Annotated in this window: 15 protein-coding genes and 1 pseudogene; 11 read left to right on the forward strand and 5 right to left on the reverse strand. The window is 59.0% G+C overall.

Annotation, left to right across the window (positions count from 1 at the left end):
* Positions 1-14: 14 nt before the first annotated feature.
* Both HU754_RS02090 and HU754_RS02095 read right to left on the reverse strand, forming a co-directional pair.
* Complete coding sequence (locus HU754_RS02090; RefSeq protein ID WP_186620802.1) at positions 15-830, reverse strand: ABC transporter ATP-binding protein; 816 nt, start codon at positions 828-830, stop codon at positions 15-17.
* Positions 827-2,425, reverse strand: a complete 1,599-nt coding sequence (locus HU754_RS02095) for an ABC transporter permease (RefSeq protein ID WP_186620800.1) — start codon at positions 2,423-2,425, stop codon at positions 827-829. The genes HU754_RS02090 and HU754_RS02095 overlap by 4 nt, the downstream gene beginning before the upstream one ends.
* Positions 2,426-2,733: 308 nt before the next feature.
* On the opposite strand from HU754_RS02095, the gene HU754_RS02100 reads away from it, so the two are divergent.
* Positions 2,734-3,747 (forward strand): ABC transporter substrate-binding protein, encoded by a 1,014-nt coding sequence (locus tag HU754_RS02100; protein ID WP_186620798.1) that lies wholly within the window; start codon positions 2,734-2,736, stop codon positions 3,745-3,747.
* Between the two features lie 122 nt (positions 3,748-3,869).
* On the opposite strand, the pseudogene HU754_RS02105 reads toward HU754_RS02100, so the two are convergent.
* A pseudogene (locus HU754_RS02105) lies at positions 3,870-4,806 on the reverse strand (LysR family transcriptional regulator).
* A gap of 166 nt (positions 4,807-4,972) precedes the next feature.
* Between HU754_RS02105 and HU754_RS02110 the strand changes: the two are divergent.
* Positions 4,973-5,881, forward strand: coding sequence for a TauD/TfdA dioxygenase family protein (locus HU754_RS02110; RefSeq protein ID WP_095113908.1), 909 nt, complete (start codon positions 4,973-4,975; stop codon positions 5,879-5,881).
* A gap of 197 nt (positions 5,882-6,078) precedes the next feature.
* Here HU754_RS02110 and HU754_RS02115 read toward each other — a convergent pair whose 3' ends face one another.
* Together HU754_RS02115 and HU754_RS02120 are read right to left on the reverse strand one after the other, a co-directional pair.
* Positions 6,079-7,695 carry an alkaline phosphatase family protein gene (locus HU754_RS02115; RefSeq protein WP_186620796.1) on the reverse strand — a complete coding sequence of 539 codons (1,617 nt, stop codon included), beginning with the start codon at positions 7,693-7,695 and terminating at the stop codon, positions 6,079-6,081.
* 214 nt (positions 7,696-7,909) lie between these two features.
* Positions 7,910-8,854 (reverse strand): LysR family transcriptional regulator, encoded by a 945-nt coding sequence (locus HU754_RS02120; protein ID WP_186620794.1) that lies wholly within the window; start codon positions 8,852-8,854, stop codon positions 7,910-7,912.
* Between the two features lie 165 nt (positions 8,855-9,019).
* Between HU754_RS02120 and HU754_RS02125 the strand changes: the two genes are divergently transcribed.
* The 9 genes from HU754_RS02125 (at position 9,020) to HU754_RS02165 (ending at position 18,543) form a co-directional block, all read left to right on the forward strand.
* On the forward strand, positions 9,020-11,380 hold the full coding sequence (locus tag HU754_RS02125) for a TonB-dependent receptor (RefSeq protein ID WP_186620792.1): 2,361 nt from the start codon (positions 9,020-9,022) through the stop codon (positions 11,378-11,380).
* A gap of 23 nt (positions 11,381-11,403) precedes the next feature.
* A complete protein-coding gene (locus HU754_RS02130; RefSeq protein ID WP_180699383.1) occupies positions 11,404-12,747 on the forward strand; it encodes an aryl-sulfate sulfotransferase in 1,344 nt (447 codons plus the stop codon).
* Between the two features lie 190 nt (positions 12,748-12,937).
* A complete protein-coding gene (locus HU754_RS02135; protein ID WP_038359731.1) occupies positions 12,938-13,264 on the forward strand; it encodes a hypothetical protein in 327 nt (108 codons plus the stop codon).
* Positions 13,265-13,645: 381 nt separating this feature from the next.
* Complete coding sequence (locus HU754_RS02140; protein WP_093440478.1) at positions 13,646-14,455, forward strand: energy transducer TonB; 810 nt, start codon at positions 13,646-13,648, stop codon at positions 14,453-14,455.
* A gap of 44 nt (positions 14,456-14,499) precedes the next feature.
* Positions 14,500-15,225 (forward strand): MotA/TolQ/ExbB proton channel family protein, encoded by a 726-nt coding sequence (locus HU754_RS02145; RefSeq protein WP_093440486.1) that lies wholly within the window; start codon positions 14,500-14,502, stop codon positions 15,223-15,225.
* 1 nt (position 15,226) lies between these two features.
* A complete protein-coding gene (locus HU754_RS02150; protein WP_003220570.1) occupies positions 15,227-15,628 on the forward strand; it encodes an ExbD/TolR family protein in 402 nt (133 codons plus the stop codon).
* 383 nt (positions 15,629-16,011) lie between these two features.
* A complete protein-coding gene (locus HU754_RS02155; protein WP_186620790.1) occupies positions 16,012-16,593 on the forward strand; it encodes an alpha/beta hydrolase in 582 nt (193 codons plus the stop codon).
* A gap of 53 nt (positions 16,594-16,646) precedes the next feature.
* On the forward strand, positions 16,647-17,579 hold the full coding sequence (locus HU754_RS02160; protein WP_186620788.1) for a sigma 54-interacting transcriptional regulator: 933 nt from the start codon (positions 16,647-16,649) through the stop codon (positions 17,577-17,579).
* A 166-nt stretch (positions 17,580-17,745) separates the two neighbouring features.
* A complete protein-coding gene (locus HU754_RS02165) occupies positions 17,746-18,543 on the forward strand; it encodes a MetQ/NlpA family ABC transporter substrate-binding protein (RefSeq protein WP_007918708.1) in 798 nt (265 codons plus the stop codon).
* Positions 18,544-18,895 lie beyond the last annotated feature (352 nt).

Below are 18,895 nucleotides of genomic sequence, written 5' to 3' on the forward strand. Positions count from 1 at the left end.
CGCAAAACTCCTGTTCAGCAGGCAATGAACGTCAGCGGCAGATCGCGGATCTGCACCGGCACGCTCGCTTGGTAATGGTCGTCACTGGTCAGCTCGTGCAGCAGCTCTTCACGCAACTGATGGAAGTCGAAACTGCTGCGCTGGCGCGGATGGGGCAGGGCGATGTCGACCACCTGCTTGATCCGTCCCGGGCGCGGCTCCATCACCACCACGCGGTCGGCGAGGAAGATCGCTTCTTCGACGTCATGGGTGACGAGGATCGTGGTGATTTTTGCGCGCTCGCGGATCGCCAGCAGCTCGTCCTGCATCTGCTGGCGAGTCAGCGCATCGAGCGCGCCGAAGGGCTCGTCGAGCAGCAGAATGCGCGGACTGGCAACGAGCCCGCGAGCAATCGCCACGCGCTGCGCCATGCCGCCGGAGAGTTGGTGCGGATAGGCGCGAGTGAAGTCGCGCAGGCCGACCAGATCGATGAAATCGTTGATCCGCTGTTGCTTCTGCGCAGCGCTCAGCGGCTCGTTGACCAGGCCCAGGCCGATGTTGTCGGCGACGGTCAGCCACGGAAACAGACGGTGTTCCTGAAAGACGATGCCGCGCTCGCCGCCGATGCCGCTGACGGCTTTGCCATCCACGGTAATCTGCCCGCGAAACTGCGTATCAAGGCCCACCAACAACCGCAGCAACGTCGATTTACCACAGCCGCTGGAACCGACAATCGCGACAAACTCGCCCTCGGCAATGTCCAGGTTGAATTCGCGAATCGCCTCCAGTTCGAAACCGTCGACGTCGAAGGATTTGCCTACGTGATTGAAGCTGACAATCGGTGCGTTCATGCGTGTCTCCAGCGGGTCGCGCGAATTTCCAGGCGTTGGCCAATGAGGTTGAGCAGGGCGCCGGTGATGCCGACGAAAAGCATGCCGGCCATGATCAGGTCCATGCGCAGCAGCTGTTGCGCGCCGATCATCTGGCTGCCGATGCCGCCGTTCGACGGCATGAAGTATTCGGCGCCGATGGTGCCGAGCCAGGCGTAGATCAGGCTCAGTCTGAGCCCGGCGAAAATCCCCGGCGCGGCGCCCGGCAGTACCAGTCGACGCAGACGCTGGCCGAGGCTCAGGCGCAGCACTTGTGCGGCTTCGTTGAGTTGCGGTGAGAGATTGGCGACGCTGCGTTGCGTGGCGATAAACAGCGGGAAGAAGGCGGCGAGGGCGACGAATACCCACTTGGCCAATTCGCCGAGACCGAACCATGCGGTGAGCAGCGGCACCCAGGCGAAAATGGCGATCTGGCGGATGGCCGCGAGGGTCGGGCCGAGCAGGCGTTCGCTGATGTTCGACAGGCCCAGCAGCAGGCCCAACGAAAATCCGAGTCCGCCGCCGAGCAGCAGGCCACCCAGCGTGCGGCCGAGACTGAGGGCCATGCCGCTGATCAACGTGCCGTCGAGCACGCCAGCCCAAGCCGTGCTCAAAACGGCCAATGGGCTGACCAGAATAGTGGCGTCGATCCACTGCTGGTCACTCGCCAATTGCCACAGCGCCAACAAGCCCAGCGGTAGCAGCCACGGTTGCAGCCGCTGCCAGCCGTCATAACGCGGGCCGCGACGAATTTCGGCGGTGGCCGGATGCGGCCAGTGCACCAGTTTTTTGTCCAGCAGACCGATGCCGCGATCCATCGCCACGCCGATCAAACCGATGACCACGATGCAGACGAAAACGATGTCGAGCATGAACAGTTGTCGCGCCCAGACCATCAGATAACCGATGCCTTCGCTCGAGGCCAGTAGTTCGACGGCCAGCAACGAAGTCCATCCAGCGGCCAGCGCCAGACGCACGCCAGCCATGAACGCGGGGAGGGCGGCGGGCAGCACCAGGCGACGGATCAGCAGGTGTGGCGGCAAGCGTAAAACAGCGGCAGCTTCGCGCAGTTTTGGTTGTGCATCTCTTACGCCTACCAAGGTGTGCAGGGTTACCGGCACGACGATGGCTTTGATCAGCACCACCAGTTTCAACACTTCGCCGATGCCGAAAAACACCATGAACAATGGAATCCAAGCCAGCGTCGGTATTTGCGACAGGCCGGCGAAGGTCGGGAAGATCAAACGTTCAAGACGCCGACTGAAGCCCAGTGCTGCGCCGAGCAATGCACCAGCCGAAACCCCGGCAAGCAGGCCCCAGAACAAACGCTGCAGGCTGATCCACAAATGGCTCCATAACTCGCCTTGAGACAGCTCGACAGCGCTGTTCCACACCAGCGACGGCGCCGGCAAGATCTGCTCGCTCATCCATTCATTGCGTGCGGCCAGCCACCATAGGGCGAACAGGCTGAGCGGCAGCAGCCACGGCAACAGGCGCTGGTTCAGGCTGGGCCAGGTACGGCGGCTTTTCAGCGGCGGCGCGGGGAGTGGAAGACTGAGCAAGGATTGGCGGGCCATGGGTGACCTCCGTTGTCGGGTTGGCTCAAGATCTTTAGCGGTATTAGCTAAAAACAAAAAGTTATAAAAACATCGATATAGATTCTTTTAAGGGATAAGCGAGGCCATTTAAGGCTTCCAACCCAAACGCATCCAATGCATTCGAAGAATATTTTCGATGCTGTTAATGCATACGCCGCTACGAGCCCCGGCGCTGCTCGCTTAGCGTTAAAAGCTATAAAAATGTGCATTTATAGTATTTAAGCGTAGGTAGTCATTCGGCCTACTTTCGGCTCCTCAACGCCCGTCGTGATCAAGGAGCAGCACCCATGAACCTCCCCTTCAAACGTGTTTTCAGTCTGTTTGCCATTCCTGCTCTGGTGGGCCTGCTGGCGTTTACCGCGCATGCCGACGAACTCAAGGAAATCAGAATCGCCGTGCCCGACCTGAGCGCGGGGACTCAACACAGCGGCGGCGGTGTGGTCGACGTGCTGCGCGATCAGCAGATCTTCGAAAAGGCCTTTGCCGATCAGGGCATCAAGATTCAGTGGAGTTTCTTCAAAGGTGCGGGACCGGTGATCAATGAAGCGTTTGCCAACGGTCAGGTTGATCTGGCGTATCTCGGCGATCTGGCGGCAATCATCGGCAAGTCCAATGGCCTGGATACTCGCTTGCTCAGCGCCAGTGCGCGTGGGGTGAAGCAGTATCTGGGGGTGGTACCGGGTTCGGGGATCAAGACGTTGCAGGATCTCAAGGGCAAGCGCGTGGCGATCTTCCGTGGCACCGCGACGCAGTTGTCGTTTGATGCGGCGCTGGCAAGCCAGGGCCTGAGCGAGAAGGATCTGAAAGTGATCAATCTGGATTTCAATGCAGCGGTCGCGGCGTTGGCAGCCAAGCAGATCGATGCGTCATGGGGCAGCTTCGGGTTGAGCGCATTGCAGGCCAAGGGGCTGGCCGAGTTGCCGCTGAACACCAAAGATCTCGGTGGCGCAGGCAGCGTGCAGTCGGTATTGGTCGGCACGGGCAAGTTTGTTGACGCGCACCCGGAGGCGGTGGCCAAGTTGCTCAAGGCGCAACAACAGGCCGTGGAGTGGTTGACGCAGGACGGCAACAAGGCCGCATACGTGCAACTGGTCTCGGGTTTGGCCAGCTATCCGCCGGTGATCCTGACCCAGGATCTGCAGGATCAGAAGTTGAGCGAAGTGTTCCCGTCGACGCTGGATCCGGTGTTCCTTGGCAGCTTGCAGGACAAAGTTGATCTGGCGGCGCAGCAGAAGCTGATTCGCAAGCCGTTCAAGGTGAATGATTGGGTGGCGCCTGAGTTGGCAGCGGCCAAGCTCTGAATCTTTAGCGCCTGCTCTGGCCTCTTCGCGAGCAGGCTCGCTCCCAAAGGGTTCTTCGGTGAACACAGATTCTGCATTCACCACCGAACCACTGTGGGAGCGAGCCTGCTCGCGAAAGGGCCCTAAACGGCGACGCTGATCTCCTGTCGATCCACCGCCACCAACGTCTCGATCATCGCCCGTGCCGCCGGCGACAGGCGAAACCCGGTACGACTGACAATCCCGCAACGCGCATTCATGCTCTCCAGGTTCTGCGGCAAATTACGCCAGTGCAGCAACACCAGCGAACCCTTGGCAATGTCCTCGACAAACGCCTCTTCCGTACCGACGCCAATCGCATTCGATTGCAGCACCACCTTCACCAGCGCCGGAAAATGCTCGGTCTCGATGGTCGGGGAAAAATCGATGCGGCCGCTGAGGTTCGCCAATAATTTGCGAATCCCCGGCGGGATCAGCGTGGTCGCCAGCGGATAGTCGAACATGTCGTTGGTCGACAGGCTTTCCTTGGCCAGCAACGGGTGTCCCGGGCGGCAGAAAAATACCCCGCGTTTGGGTGTCAGTGCCTGGGTCTGGAAGTTCGGATCGGACTCGAAATGGGCGGATGTCGGCGATGAAGAATTCGATCTCTTCACGGCTCAACGCGCGGCTGAGTTTTTCCCAGTTATCCACCTGAAAACAGGTGCGCACTTTCGGGTGCGCGTTGATGAATTGCGCCACGGCGTCCGGCACCAGTTTCACTGCTGGCGCCGGGCCGCAACCGAAGTGCACTTCGCCGGCATCGAGCTTGGTCATCTGCGTCACCTCGGCACTGAGCAGCGCGGCACCCTGCACCAGGCTCAGGGCGTGTTGCAGCACCACTTGGCCTTCGGGCGTGGGGCGCAGATCCTTGTTGCCGCGATCCACCAGCACGCAGCCGAACTCCTGCTCGAGCCCTTGAATGCTGCGGCTGAACGCCGGTTGAGTGATGCCCATCGCGTCGGCCGCGCGGACAAAACTGCGGTGTTCGTTGAGGGCGATGAAGTAACGCAACTGGCGAAGATCCATATGCTTTTCCGGCATCCTAAAAATAGCTCGAAGGCATTTGCGACGAGGGTTGCTAGAGGTTTTAAATGCAAGCTCTTATTCCGTCAACGAAGCATGTGAATATCTATTAGATGTAAAAGGAATATAGATAGAGCGTTGTTTCGCTGCCGTCCAACCGTAAGCAGTCGATGAGGGTCTACCCATGAGCAATGCCGCACTCGCAGTAAAACCCGCTGTCCACGCGCTGGAGATTCATCCGGTCGCCGGTCGTATCGGCGCCGAGATCCGTGGCGTGCACCTGTCCGGTGAGCTGGACGCCGCCACCGTCGAAGCCATTCAACAGGCGCTGGTTCAGTACAAAGTCGTGTTCTTCCGTGAGCAGACCCAACTCGACGATCAGCGTCAGGAAGCCTTCGCCCATTTGCTCGGCGAGCCGGTGGCGCACCCGACCGTGCCGTCGCGTGAAGGCACGCGTTATCTGCTGGAGCTGGACGGTGCTGAAGGTCAGCGCGCCAACTCCTGGCACACCGACGTGACTTTCGTCGACGCCTACCCGAAAGCCTCGATCCTGCGCTCGGTCGTCGCGCCGGCATTCGGCGGCGACACCCTGTGGGCCAACACCGCGACGGCGTACAACGGCTTGCCGACCGAGCTGCGTGAACTGGCCGACAAACTGGTCGCCGTGCACAGCAACGAATACGACTACGCCAGCGCCAAGCCGGACGTCTCGGCGGAGAAGCTTGAGCGTTATCGCAAGGTCTTCACGTCGACCGTTTACGAGACTGAGCATCCGGTGGTGCGCGTGCACCCGATCAGCGGCGAGAAGAGCTTGCTGCTGGGGCATTTCGTCAAACGCATCAAGGGTTACTCGCAAGCGGATTCAGCGCATCTGTTCGGGCTGTTGCAGAGCCATGTGATCCGCCAGGAAAACACCGTGCGCTGGCGCTGGAAGGCTGGTGATGTGGCGATCTGGGACAACCGCTCGACGCAGCATTATGCGATTGATGATTACGGCACTCAGGATCGGGTGGTGCGTCGGGTGACGTTGAAGGGTGAAGTGCCGGTGGGCGCGAATGGGCAGCGTAGCCAGACCATCAAAGGTCGTGACTGAAGATCAACAGCCCCTCACCCCAGCCCTCTCCCAAAGGGAGAGGGAGCCGACCGCGTTGTCTCGCGTTATCCATCGACCTGAAAGACCCTATCGATTATGGATTCGATGAAGCTGGATCAGGTCGGTGCACCTCTGACATATCCCCCATTCAGTCCCCTCTCCCTCCGGGAGAGGGTTAGGGTGAGGGGCTCTTCCCGCTACCAAACCCCAATCTGCACAACCTTCTCGGCTTGCGGCTCACCATAGCGAAACCGCTGCCCGCGCAAATCAATCTCCTGATGACTGATCGTCGTACGCCGCTTCAACCCCCGCACCCACTCAAGCAAATACCCCGCATGCTCCTCGCGCACCGCCGCGAATTCCGGGTCATCACCCAAATCCCGCAACTCCTGCGGATCATTCAGCAAATCAAACAGCTGCGGCCGAAAACCGTCGTACGCCAGGTATTTCCAGCGCTCGCTACGCACCATGGTCATCCGGCAACGATCAATCGGCTGGCCCAGACGCTCCCGCGCCGGCGCCTGAAAGGCGTAGTCGTATTCGCTGATTGCATAGTGGCGCCAATCCGGATTTTCGCCGTGCAGAAGCGGGATCAACGAACGCCCTTCAAGCCGATGCTCCGCCCCCGGCAATCCTAGTGCCTCAAGGAATGTCGGCAACGCATCAATGGTTTCCGCGAGTCGATCATCCACCGTGCCGCGCGTGACATCCGCCGTCGCTCGAGGATCACGCACGATCAACGGCACGCCCACCGCCTGCTCCAGCAAAAACTCCTTCTCACCGAGCCAGTGATCGCCCAAAAAGTCGCCGTGATCGCTGGTGAACACGATCAACGTGTCGTCCCAGCGGCCATTGCTCTGCAGAAAATCGAACAGCCGTCCGAGTTGATCATCCACCTGCTTGATCAGACCCATGTACGTAGGGATTACAGTCAATCGTACTGAATCGCGGGAAAAGTTGAGGCTTTCTTCATGCTGGCGAAAGGCAGTGTAGACGGGGTGTTTGCTGGCTTCGGAGGGTGTCGCGCGGATCACTTCGAGAATCGATTTCGTACTGTACAAGGCGTGGTACGGCGCTGGTACGATGTAGGGCCAGTGCGGTTTGATATAGGAAAGGTGTAAACACCACGATTTCTCGCCTTGCTCGGTGATGAAGTCGATGGCTCGATTTGTAGTGTAGACAGTCTCTGAGTGTTGCTCGGGAATTCGTGCTGGCAAATTCGCATGACGCATTTGCCAGCCGCTGAGGATTTCACCGTGCTCGCCTTCGGCGGCGTTGGCCCAGTCGTGCCAGGGGTTTTTGCCGTCGAACCCCTGCTCGCGCAGATAATGGGTGTAGGGCGCGGATTCGCGTTTGTCGTCGAACAGCGGGTCGTCGGGGTAGATGCCGTCGTGGCGCATGTAAGGTTCGAAACCGACTTCGTTGAGGATTTCGGCCTGTTCGCTTTCGGGATTGATTGCCAGGCGTTGCAAGGCATCGACATTCGCCGTCGCGTGGGTCTTGCCGACCAGCGCAGTACGAATGCCGTGCGGGCGCAGGTAATCGCCGATGGTCAGTTCTTCCAGCGGCAACGGCACGGCGTTCCACGCCACTTGATGGCTGCTGACATAGCGTCCGGTGTAGGCCGACATCCGCGACGGGCCACAAATCGTGCCTTGGGTGTAGGCGCGGCTGAAACGCACGCCGGCAGCGGCGAGGCGATCGATATTCGGCGTGTGCAGATGCGGATGGCTGTAGCAGGACAGGTAATCGCGGCGCAGTTGATCGCACATGATGTACAGCACGTTGCGCACGGGGTTTGGCGAGTTGGACATGGTTTCACCGGTCAGAGAGACAGGTGGGGTTTTTCGCTTTCAGTGGGGGTGTTCGGCAAGTGCATTTGGGGAATGGGTTTTATGCAGGAAATGCATCGGTGCCTGTGCCGGCCTCTTCGCGAGCAGGCTCGCGCCCACAGGGTTGGTGGCGATCACACATTCTGTATTCACCACAATCCATTGTGGGAGCGAGCCTGCTCGCGAAAGCGTCAATTCAGACAGCAAAATTCTCCAGTGAACAGACTTCTTCAACCACCGCATCAATCGCCTTGATCTGCTCAATCATCGCCTCCGCCAACGGCGACAACCGATACCCTGCGCGGCTGACAATCCCGTAGCGGGTGTACAGCTCCTCAAGATCATCCGCCAGTCCTTCGATGCGCAAGCACACCAACTCGCCTTTGGCCTGATGCAGCGCGTCGGAATACGCCCCGACAATTCCGATCGCATCCGAACGCAGCACCACGCTGAGCAGGCTCGAGCTGTTTTCACACTCCACATTGGGTGTGAAATCCGGACGCCCGCTGAGGTCGACTATGACTTTGCGCAGGTTCGGCGGACGAATACTTACCGCCAAGGGATAGCTCATCAATTGCTCGGCGGTGACCCGCTCAAACCCGGCCAAAGGGTGGCCGGCACGGCAGCAGAAATGCCATTTGCGCGGTCGCAACCGGTAGGTCAGGTAATCCGGATCTGCCTCGAAGTGCCGAGTGTCCGCGACGAAAAATTCAAACTCTTCGCTGAGTAACCGCTTGCTCAGACTCTGCCAGTCATCGACCTGAAACTGCACCCGCGCTTTCGGATAGCGGCCGATGAAGCTGCCAATCGCCCGAGGGATCAAACCCGCCGCCGGCGCCGGCCCACAACCGAAGCGTAATTCCCCCGCTTCCAGCCCATTGAACTGACTGATCTCGTTGGCCATCTGCTGCGCGCCACTGACCAGTCGCCGCGCGTGCTCAAGCAGGACCTGGCCCTGTTTGGTCGGCGGTAATTCCTTGCGCCCGCGATCAACCAACTGGCAGCCGACGCTGTGCTCGAGCGCCTGAATGCTGCGGCTGAACGCCGACTGCGACAGGTTCACCGCCTGCGCGCCGGCGACGAAGCTGCGTTGTTCAGCCAGGGCGATGAAGTGACGAAGTTGGCGCAAGTCGATATGCATTTTTCACATAAAAAATATCCGGGAAATGCATTGGATATGCATTAGGTCGACTCCTTATAAAGGCAATCTCTTATGCAGTAAATATTTGTAAATCCATAAATAAATAACTTAAAAGAATATGCAGCGCTGATGATGTCTGTGTGTTTTTTGACCAGGAGCCGCGCCATGAGTCCGTTGAACCTTGCGTCACCCCTAACGCCACGACGGCTCAAACGCCTGCCTCTGGCCCTGTTGCTGGCCGGGAGCGCGAGCTGGACTCACGGTTACGCTGCCGACTCCGAAACCCCGGCGCCGGTGCCGGCCGGCAAGCCTGCCGCCAACAGTTCGCAACTGGAAACCGTGACCGTCACTACCCGCCGCCGCGAAGAAAGTTCGCAGGACGTACCGACGCCAATGAGCGTGGTCAGCGGGCAGAATTTGGAGACGCAACGGGTTTACCGGATTCAGGATTTGCAGCAACTGGTGCCCAGCGTCAACGTCGCCTACATGCACGCGCGGCAGTCCAGCGTATCGATCCGCGGTCTCGGTAATAACCCGGCCAGCGATGGCCTGGAAGGCAGCGTTGGCCTGTACATCGACAACGTCTATCTGGGCCGCCCGGGGATGGCGGTGTTTGACCTGATGGATATCGAACAGCTCGAAGTCTTGCGTGGGCCGCAGGGGACGTTGTTCGGCAAAAACACCACTGCCGGGGTGATCAACATCAGCACCCGCGCGCCAACCTTCACCCCTGAGCGCAGCATCGAAACCTCGGTGGGTGAGGACGGTTACTTCCAGACCAAGGGCACCATTTCCGGCCCGCTCAACGATCAACTGGCCGGGCGTTTTTCGGCTTATCGAACCCGTAGCGACGGTGACATCAAAAACGAATACGACGGCCATGATCTCAACGGCGGCTCGCGCGAGGGCTTCCGCGCGCAGCTGCTGTTCAAGCCCAACGAAGATTTCAACCTGCGCTGGATCGGCGACTACAACGAAGAAGATTCCAGCGCCGGCACCCGCGTGTTGTACAACACCGGGCCGACCATCAACGGCGTCAACCTGTACCAGTCGCGCGCCAATGCCGCCGGCGCAACGCTGGTCAATGGCTCGCACCGCAAGGTCAATCTGGACAACGATCAGCATGTCACCGTGCATCAGGGCGGCACCTCGGTGGAGGCTAACTGGGCGCTTCCGAGCGACTTCACGCTGACCTCGATCAGCTCCTATCGCTTCTGGAATTTTACCCCGCGCAACGACGACGGCCTCAACGTGCCGGCGAGCTACAACGCCGGGGTGTCGGTGGAAGACAAACAGTACTCGCAGGAATTTCGCCTGGCCTCGCCCAAGGGCGAGTTCTTCGATTACGTCGTAGGCGCGTACTACTTCGGCTCGGATCTGGACAATAAATCCTTCGCTTATTACGGCCCGCAAGCGGATATCTGGAATGGTACGGCGCCCGGTGCGCTGGCCAACGTCACCAGTGTCGGCAACGGTCATATCAAGACCGACAGTTTTGCATTGTTCGCCCAAGGCACCTGGCACCTCACCGAGCGACTGGACTTCACCGCCGGGGTGCGTGGCACGTATGAAGAGAAATCAGCCTGGGTCACTCGCGATGCGCCGCTCGGTGGCGCCGCCGTTACGGGCGCTGCGGCCACGGCGCGGCGCGGTCGTGCCGGCGCTTACGATTCCGGCGATCTGAATCAGTACAGCTCGAGTCCTTCCGGGCTGCTCAACCTCAGCTATCGCATCACTGATGATGTGCTCGGTTACGCCACGTTATCCCACGGCGAGAAGTCCGGCGGGGTCAACCTCGCCGTCGGTTCCGCACCGGTAGCGGGTTCAGATTCGCTGCTGATCGGCACCGAGCGCGCGAACAACGCCGAACTCGGCTTCAAGAGCACGCTGTGGGATCACCGTCTGCAACTCAACGCCAACGTCTTCTGGACTCAGGTCAACGCTTACCAGACCAACGCCTACGACGCGGAAAACCGTGTGCAGTACCTGACCAACGCCGGTTCCGTACGTTCACGCGGGGTCGAGTTCGAAAGCACGGTGATCCCGCTGCGCGGCCTGACCCTGAACATCAACGGCTCCTACAACGACGTCAGTTACCTCTCGTACAAAGATGCCCCGTGCCCGCCGGAAGTCAGTCAGGCACCAGGTGCTCCAGCGTCCTGCGACCTCAGCGGCCATCAAGTGGTCGGCGCTTCGAAATGGATCGGCAACGCCAACGGTGAATACAAATGGAATCTGGATAACGGTTTCGAACCTTACGTCACTGCCAGCTACGCGTTTCGCTCGAAAGCCGTCGGTACCGTCGAGGATTCCGACTTCGGACAGATCCCGAGTTACGCCGTGGTCAACTTCTCCACCGGCCTGCGCGGCGATTTCAATCAGGGCCAGTGGGACGTGTCGCTGTGGCTGAAAAACGCTTTCGACAAAACCTACTACACGACCCTGTGGACGGGCGGCAATGGCGGCTATGAAGGCTTGCTCGGCACACCTCGCACCCTCGGCGTCACCGGTCGCTACGACTTCTGATTCGTCACTCAAGGAACTGCATCATGTTGCGTATCAAAACCGCTTTGCCGGTGTTGCTGTCCGGCGCAGTGCTCAGTGCCGGCGCCTTCGCCGCACCGAGTGTTTACCCGACCGGCGTGACCCGTTATGACCCGAACAAGGCTTTCAATCAGTACGTGATTTTCAGCGGCGCCGACAAGCAGACGCACCTGATCGACATGAACGGCAACGAGGTGAAAACCTGGCCACAGGCAGGTTTCCCGTCAGCGATCATCGACCCGAAACTGGTCGGCGGCGAGCGCGGCCATGTGCTGTTGCAACTGAGTGAAAAGGATCCCGGTAAACTCGGTTCGGCCGGCAACGGGTTGGGCAATCAGAGCGTCGGCGAGCTGGACTGGAATGGCAAAGTCGTCTGGCAGTGGGGCGACAAGGCGCCCGGTGGCGCAGCGCAACAACACCATGATCAGCGCCGTTTGAGCAACGGCAACACCGTGGTGCTGGCGAACAAGGTGCACAAAGTCAAAGGCTTTAAAGTGCCCGAGGTGATTGACGATGCGATCTATGAAGTCAGCCCCGACGGCGCGCTGAAATGGCAGTGGCTGGCCTCGGAGCATCTGAATGAATTCGGCTTCACCGCCGAGCAGTTGAAGCTGGTGCGCGCCAGTGAAAATCCGGACTACCTGCACATCAACAACCTCAGTCTGGTGGGGCCGAACAAGTGGTTCGATGCCGGTGACAAGCGCTTCAATCCGGACAACCTGCTGATCGATTCACGCAACGCCAACTTCATCGCGATCATCGACAAGAACAGCGGCAAAGTGGTCTGGCGTCTCGGCCCGAACCTGCCGCTGATCAACCCGAAAACTGCGCAAAAATTGCCGCGCCCGGTGGATCAGTTCGTCGGTCAGCATGATGCACACATCATTCCGGCCGGATTGCCAGGTGCCGGCAATTTGCTGGTGTTCGATAACCAGGGATCGGCGGGTTATCCGAACGTTACCCTCGGGCTGATTTCCGGCTCGCGGGTACTGGAAATCGATCCGGTGAAAAGTGAGATCGTCTGGCAGTACAGCGCGGCCAATTCGAAGCAACCGGGGTGGGCGTTCTACAGCTCGTTTATCAGCAGCGCGCGGCGCTTGCCCAACGGCAACACGCTGATCGACGAAGGCATGAACGGACGGTTTTTCCAGGTGACGGCCAGTGGTGAAAATGTCTGGGAATACGTCAGCCCGTATCTCGGCAAGGCGCCGGGCAGCGACGCGATCAGCAATTGGGTCTATCGGGCGTTGCCTGTGAGTTATGACTGGGTGCCAACGGGTACGCCACGCTCCGAGACGGCGGTTAATGCCCCGGTTGTCGGCGCGCAACAAACCAATGCCAGTCGTTAGTCGAATTGGAATTATTGCTCGAACGAACGGCGATAAGTTATGAGCGGGTTGAAGGGTGCTTATTGCAAATTCGTTAGTAAGTCGCGTGGACAATAATTGAATGTGCAACCATCCTGACTGTCGTGAGTTTCCAGGAGGAAACTTGCTCTCATCGGAAGATACTTATCCCAACGATAAAGGAAATCGAATCATGTCGAGCATTAATGGCACTTATGTGAACGCTAACGCTGGCGCCAAACTGACGATTACCGATGGCAACGATTCAAACGGTACATTCAGTGGCACGTTCAGCCAGGGCGGCGTTAACTATGACGTCAGCTACGGGCATTACCATTTCCAGAACAGCACCGGACAACCTACCACCATCACATTTGTCGGTCTGAATGGTAATAGCGGATTTCAAGCGTGGTCATTGTTTTCTCCTGATCACAATTACGCAAAAGTTCGTGCGGCCGGTTCCCGTACTAATTTTGACGGTGAAGTAGTGACCCTGGCAGGGGAATTCGTCAAACAATAATTCGCGCGCAATTGATAAAGGCCGACGCACGAAAGTGCGCCGGCATTTTTTATTGTTCCGGCAAAATAACAATCAACTATTTACTTGGTATTAGTTGTCCCACAAAACCGGGTCAGGCGAATTTGATGCGTTGCGTGAATACTTTCAATGCCTGAAAAGCATGCGAATTTTCCCGCATTGCTACAGCCCACGTGGTACGTGGCTTTGGCGGAATTGATCAATTCATATATTCCATAAAGGCCTATGCATAACGTTAAAGATTACTTTCGGAGATAAGCGCCAAGCCCAATGATTCATCCATCGATTCGCCGTGGGGGATTCAACAAACGGTTGATCGGCAGTTTTTGTAGAGAACGCAAAAAGACCGCAGGGAGTGAATCAATGGGCAATGTCCAGACCGCCGCCAGCGCAGAGGAATTGCTGTGGCGTCAGACGCCGGGTGGCGAGTTGGTCGATCTCGGCCGGCCGCATCGTGTGCCGTTGGGACAGCTGCGTTTGCAGCGTGCGCCCAAAGGAATTTTGAGTCGGCGCGAAACCCTTCTGCTCGGCGTGCTCGCATTGGTGGTGCATGGCGCGGTGATCTACTGGATCAGCCAGAAGCCGACGCCGGTGCTGCCGATCGTGCCGCCGGAAATTCCGCCGATGACTATCGAATTCTCGCGCCCGGCACCACCAGCACCACCGGTTGTCGAGCCGCCACCACCTGCGCCTGTGGTTGAGCCACCGCCGCCGGTAGAAGACGAACTGGCGGTAAAACCACCGCCGCCAAAACCCGTTCCGAAACCCAAACCGGTGGTTAAACAGGCCCCCAAACCAGCGCCGAAAGCCGTCGAGCAACCACCCGCGCCGCCACAACCGGCAGCTCCGGTTGCAGCGCCAGCGCCACCTGCTCCCCCCGCGCCGGCACCGGTAACCCCGGCCTCAGCGAACGCCGCGTACCTGAAAAACCCGGCACCGGAATACCCGTCGCTGGCTCAGCGTCGCGGTTGGGAAGGCACGGTGTTGCTGCGCGTGCATGTGTTGGCCAGCGGCAAACCGGGTGAGATCCAGATAGCCAAAAGCAGCGGCCGGCAACAGCTCGACGACGCGGCGCTGAACGCCGTCAAACGTTGGAGTTTCGTCCCGGCCAAGCAGGGTGATGTCGCCCAGGACGGCTGGGTCAGCGTGCCCATCGATTTCAAGATTCATTAAACCGAAACCAAATTCGCGCGAAACGTTTACACGAGGGAATCATCATGACGTTACTGGCATCTCCACTGGAATCCATCGAAAGCGCGGTGATCTGGCTGCTGGTGGTTTTTTCCGTCGCCACCTGGGGCCTGGCACTGCTCAAGGCTGTGCAGTTCGGGCGGCTGAAGGCGCAGGATCGGCGTTTTCATAAGCGTTTCTGGGCGGCGTCGAGTCTGGATTCAGCCGCTGAATTGAGCGAGACCCAACCCGGCGCCGCAGCGCGGGTGGCACAGGCCGGTTACGCGGCGATTCAGGTGGGTGAGACGCCACAGGCGAATGATTTGAGCCAGGCGATCAACCATCAGGATCGCCTCGAGCGCGCATTGCGTCAGCAGATCGTTCGCGAACGGCGTTCGCTGGAAACGGGCCTTGCAGTGGTCGCAAGTATTGGTAGCACCTCGCCGTTCATTGGTTTGTTCGGCACGGTGTGGGGAATCATGGAGGCGTTGAAAGGCATCAGCGCCGCAGGTTCGGCGAGCCTGGAAACGGTCGCCGGGCCAATCGGTGCGGCACTGGTCGCCACAGGTGTGGGGATCGCCGTCGCGGTGCCGGCAGTGCTGGTTTACAACTACTTTTTGCGTCGGTTGAAACTGACGGCGGCGGATCTGGATGACTTCGCCCACGACTTCTACAGCCTGGCGCAGAAGAGTGCATTCCGCGTGTTGATCCACCCGACGGCGCACAAGGTCGCAACGCCGGGCAACGCAGCAAAAGTGAAGGAGGCGTCCTGATATGGCCTTCTCCACGCAAGACAGTGATGAGGTACTCAGCGAGATCAACGTGACCCCGCTGGTGGACGTGATGCTGGTGCTGCTGGTGGTGTTTATCGTCACCGCGCCGTTGCTGACCAACGCGATCCCGATCAACCTGCCGAAAACCGAAGCGGTGGCGCCGGTCGAGCAGAAGGACCCGCTGGTGGTGAGCATCGATGGTGCCGGCAAGCTGTTTATCAACAAGGACGAGATTCAGCCGGACTTGCTGGAATTCAACCTCAAGTCGGCCAAGGCCAAAGACCCGGAAGTGCGCGTGCAATTGCAGGCCGATGACGGAGTGAACTACGGCGAAGTGGCGCGGGCGATGGCTTCGATTGAACGGGCGGGGATTACCAAGTTATCGGTGATTACCGCGCGGTGACAGATTTTACGTTTTTCCGGGGCCGTCTCCTTGGCAGGGTGCGGCCCTTTTTTTATTTCTGGCATTAGAAGCAGAACCCTCACCCTAGCCCTCCCGAAACGTCGGACCGCCCATAGGGAGAGGGAACTGATCTCGGTTGTTCTCACGAGTTACACCGACCTGAAATACCCAGTCGAACTCAGGATTTGAACGGCATGAAGATCGGCTCCCTTTCCCCCTCGCCCCCATGGGGGAGAGGGCTGGGGTGAGGGGGAAAAGATTTCCAGCCAGGCACACATCTCATATTCAATTCAGGTCTTAATAAATAGCTTCTTATTCCTTAACGAATATAAATCCCCTCCCTATACTCGTTCAGGAACAGACACGACGCAGGAGAGCTCCCCATGCGCAACGAATCAATCCGCTACCTGATTGTGCCGGGCTGGCAAGGATCGCCAGATGATCATTGGCAAAGCCACTGGCAGAACAGCCTGCCAAACAGTACGCGGGTCGAGCAGGCCGATTGGCTGACGCCGCGTCGTGAAGACTGGGTGGCGGCACTGGCCGAGGCGATTGCCGCCGATAGCACGCCTGTCATCCTTATCGCCCACAGCCTCGGCTGCATCACCGTTGCCCATTGGGCAGCCACTGCGCCGCTGCAATACCTGCGTCAGGTGCGTGGTGCCTTGTTGGTCGCGCCGGCAGATGTCGAGCGTCCGGCGTGTGCACCGGCGCTGCGCAATTTCGCGCCGATTCCGACTGATCTGCTGCCGTTTCCGAGCCAGGTCGTCAGTTCCGACAACGACGCCGCCGTGAGTGCGCCGCGCGCACTGGAGCTGGCCCGCAACTGGGGTGCCGAGGCGGGGATTCTCGCCGGTGCCGGACACATCAACGTCAAGTCCGGGCATCAGCGTTGGGAGCAGGGTTTTGCTTATCTCTATCGCCTGCAAAACCGTATGGAACACCACGCCCGCCGCCGCGCCTGATCTTTTTTCTTTCAACGCCCCCGTCTGCCGGCGGTTTTGGGCGGGAGCCTGCCATGAGTTTCGAAACCTTCGGTCAGCCGTTGCTGACCTTTCCCGATGCGGAAAAAAGCCCCCTGAGCATTCGCGCCAAGGCGCTGGTGTTCGTCGATCCGCGCTCGCGTCAACTGCGTGAGGAGCTCGAGCAACTGGCGCCGCGCTCGACTTCGGTATTGATCCGTGGCGAGACCGGTACGGGTAAAGAATTGCTCGCCCGGCACATCCATCGCGCCAGTGACCGCAGCGGTCTGTTTGTTTCGGTCAATTGCGGAGCGATCAGCCCGACCTACGCTGATGCCGAGCTGTTCGGCTACGCTGCCGGCAGTTACAGCGGCTCGGCCAGCAGCCGTGCAGGCTGGTTCGGTTCGGCCAACGGCGGCACCTTGTATCTGGATGAAATCGGCGACTTGCCGCTGCCGATCCAGATCAAATTGCTTGCCGCGTTGGAGAACCACGAAGTCACTCGTGTCGGTGCGCATCAGCCAAGTCCCGTGGATGTGCGCCTGGTCGCGGCCACCAGCATTGATCTGGCGCAAGCGGTGGACGCCGGGAAATTCCACGAGCGCCTTTATCACTACCTCAGCGAGGGCCACCTCGAATTGCCGGCGTTACGTGCGCGTACCGGCGATATCCTGTCGCTGGCTGAATATTTCCTCGGCATCTACAGCCAGCGTCTCGACCTTCCTGTGCCGCTGATCAGCGAAGCGGCGCAGCACGTGCTCGAACAACACAGTTGGCCGGGCAACACCCGCGAGCTGGAAAACGTCATTCACTTTGCCTTGCTGGTGAGTACCGGTGACGAGATTCTGCCGGAGCACCTGAACCTGCCCGAGGCGTCTGGGCCGCAGCTTCAGATCGAACGGCTAGTGACACAAATCAACATCGGCGGCAGCGTCGCCGAGCGTAAGGCATTGAAAGATTTGCTGATTCGTTTGAGTGAGGGTTTGTAACCGTTTCGTTCAACATGAACAAAATGGAATATGAAGCTGAATAAACGTTATTGTCCGGGAATAAAAAATCCCGGTATTGTCCGACCCACGCCAGCGATATCACTTCACTGGCACACGTATTAATGCCGTCGTCGATGACGACCGTGATTTTCGATAAGGACACTGCATGAAAAAGGTTCTGTTGTTTACCGCATTGGCGGCTGCTCTGACTGCTTCCCTGGCCAATGCTGGCGAAAAACTGGTGGTTGCCGCGACCCCGGTTCCGCACGCTGAAATCCTTGAGCTGATCAAACCGACCCTGGCCAAAGAAGGCGTGGATCTGGAAATCAAAGTGTTCACCGACTACGTTCAGCCGAACGTACAGGTTGGCGAGAAGCGTCTGGACGCCAACTACTTCCAGACCCTGCCGTACCTGAACAGCTTTAACCAGGGCAAATACAAGGACGACAAGTCCAAGTATCTGGTGACCGTGCAGGGCGTGCACGTTGAACCGTTCGGTGGTTACTCGAGCAAGTACAAGACCCTCGCTGAACTGCCGGACGGCGCCACTATCGCCATCCCGAACGAAGGCAGCAACAGCGGCCGCGCACTGATCCTGCTGCAGAAGGCTGGCCTGATCGAGCTGAAAGACCCGAAGAACGCTCTGGCAACGCCAAAAGACATCGCCAAGAACCCGCACAACTTCAAGTTCAAGGAACTGGAGTCGGCCCTGCTGCCACGCGTTCTGAAAGAAGTTGATCTGGACATGATCAACACCAACTACGCGCTGGAAGCCAAGTTGAACCCGCAGAAAGATGCGCTGGTGATTGAAGGTGCTGACTCGCCGTACGTGAACTTCCTGGTGGCCCGTGAGGACAACAAGAACAGCGACGCGATCCAGAAACTGGCCAAAGCCCTGACCAGCCCGGAAGTCAAAGCGTTCATCGAGAAGAAGTACAACGGCGCGGTACTGCCGGCGTTCTGATCTGACGCTTGAACCACCCCCTTCAAGGTGTGAAAACGCCGATGGCCAGTGATGGGCATCGGCGTTTTTGTGTGTGCGTTGAAAAGCCCCTCACCCTAGCCCTCCCGAAACGTCGGACCGCCCAGAGGGAGAGGGGACTGATTGGGGGATGCTGTAGAGGTACGCCGACGTGAAAGATCTCTGCTGAATCCATAATCGACTCGATGATTCAGGTCGACGTAATTCGCCAGACACCTCGGTCGGCTCCCTCTCCCCCTGGGAGAGGGCTGGGGTGAGGGTGCTTTTGATCTTGAGCTCAGGCCACTTGGGCCTTCAATGCCCGTCTCAACGCCACCAACAATTTCACAATCTC

The organism is Pseudomonas zeae, assembly GCF_014268485.2.
In the GTDB taxonomy this organism is placed as follows: domain Bacteria; phylum Pseudomonadota; class Gammaproteobacteria; order Pseudomonadales; family Pseudomonadaceae; genus Aquipseudomonas; species Aquipseudomonas neuropathica.

Coding starts and splice junctions, on each gene's coding strand:
- HU754_RS02090 (WP_186620802.1), bottom strand. CDS start 830: ATGAACGCACCGATTGTCAGCTTCAATCACGTAGGCAAATCCTTCGAC.
- HU754_RS02095 (WP_186620800.1), bottom strand. CDS start 2,425: ATGGCCCGCCAATCCTTGCTCAGTCTTCCACTCCCCGCGCCGCCGCTG.
- HU754_RS02100 (WP_186620798.1), top strand. CDS start 2,734: ATGAACCTCCCCTTCAAACGTGTTTTCAGTCTGTTTGCCATTCCTGCT.
- HU754_RS02110 (WP_095113908.1), top strand. CDS start 4,973: ATGAGCAATGCCGCACTCGCAGTAAAACCCGCTGTCCACGCGCTGGAG.
- HU754_RS02115 (WP_186620796.1), bottom strand. CDS start 7,695: ATGTCCAACTCGCCAAACCCCGTGCGCAACGTGCTGTACATCATGTGC.
- HU754_RS02120 (WP_186620794.1), bottom strand. CDS start 8,854: ATGCATATCGACTTGCGCCAACTTCGTCACTTCATCGCCCTGGCTGAA.
- HU754_RS02125 (WP_186620792.1), top strand. CDS start 9,020: ATGAGTCCGTTGAACCTTGCGTCACCCCTAACGCCACGACGGCTCAAA.
- HU754_RS02130 (WP_180699383.1), top strand. CDS start 11,404: ATGTTGCGTATCAAAACCGCTTTGCCGGTGTTGCTGTCCGGCGCAGTG.
- HU754_RS02135 (WP_038359731.1), top strand. CDS start 12,938: ATGTCGAGCATTAATGGCACTTATGTGAACGCTAACGCTGGCGCCAAA.
- HU754_RS02140 (WP_093440478.1), top strand. CDS start 13,646: ATGGGCAATGTCCAGACCGCCGCCAGCGCAGAGGAATTGCTGTGGCGT.
- HU754_RS02145 (WP_093440486.1), top strand. CDS start 14,500: ATGACGTTACTGGCATCTCCACTGGAATCCATCGAAAGCGCGGTGATC.
- HU754_RS02150 (WP_003220570.1), top strand. CDS start 15,227: ATGGCCTTCTCCACGCAAGACAGTGATGAGGTACTCAGCGAGATCAAC.
- HU754_RS02155 (WP_186620790.1), top strand. CDS start 16,012: ATGCGCAACGAATCAATCCGCTACCTGATTGTGCCGGGCTGGCAAGGA.
- HU754_RS02160 (WP_186620788.1), top strand. CDS start 16,647: ATGAGTTTCGAAACCTTCGGTCAGCCGTTGCTGACCTTTCCCGATGCG.
- HU754_RS02165 (WP_007918708.1), top strand. CDS start 17,746: ATGAAAAAGGTTCTGTTGTTTACCGCATTGGCGGCTGCTCTGACTGCT.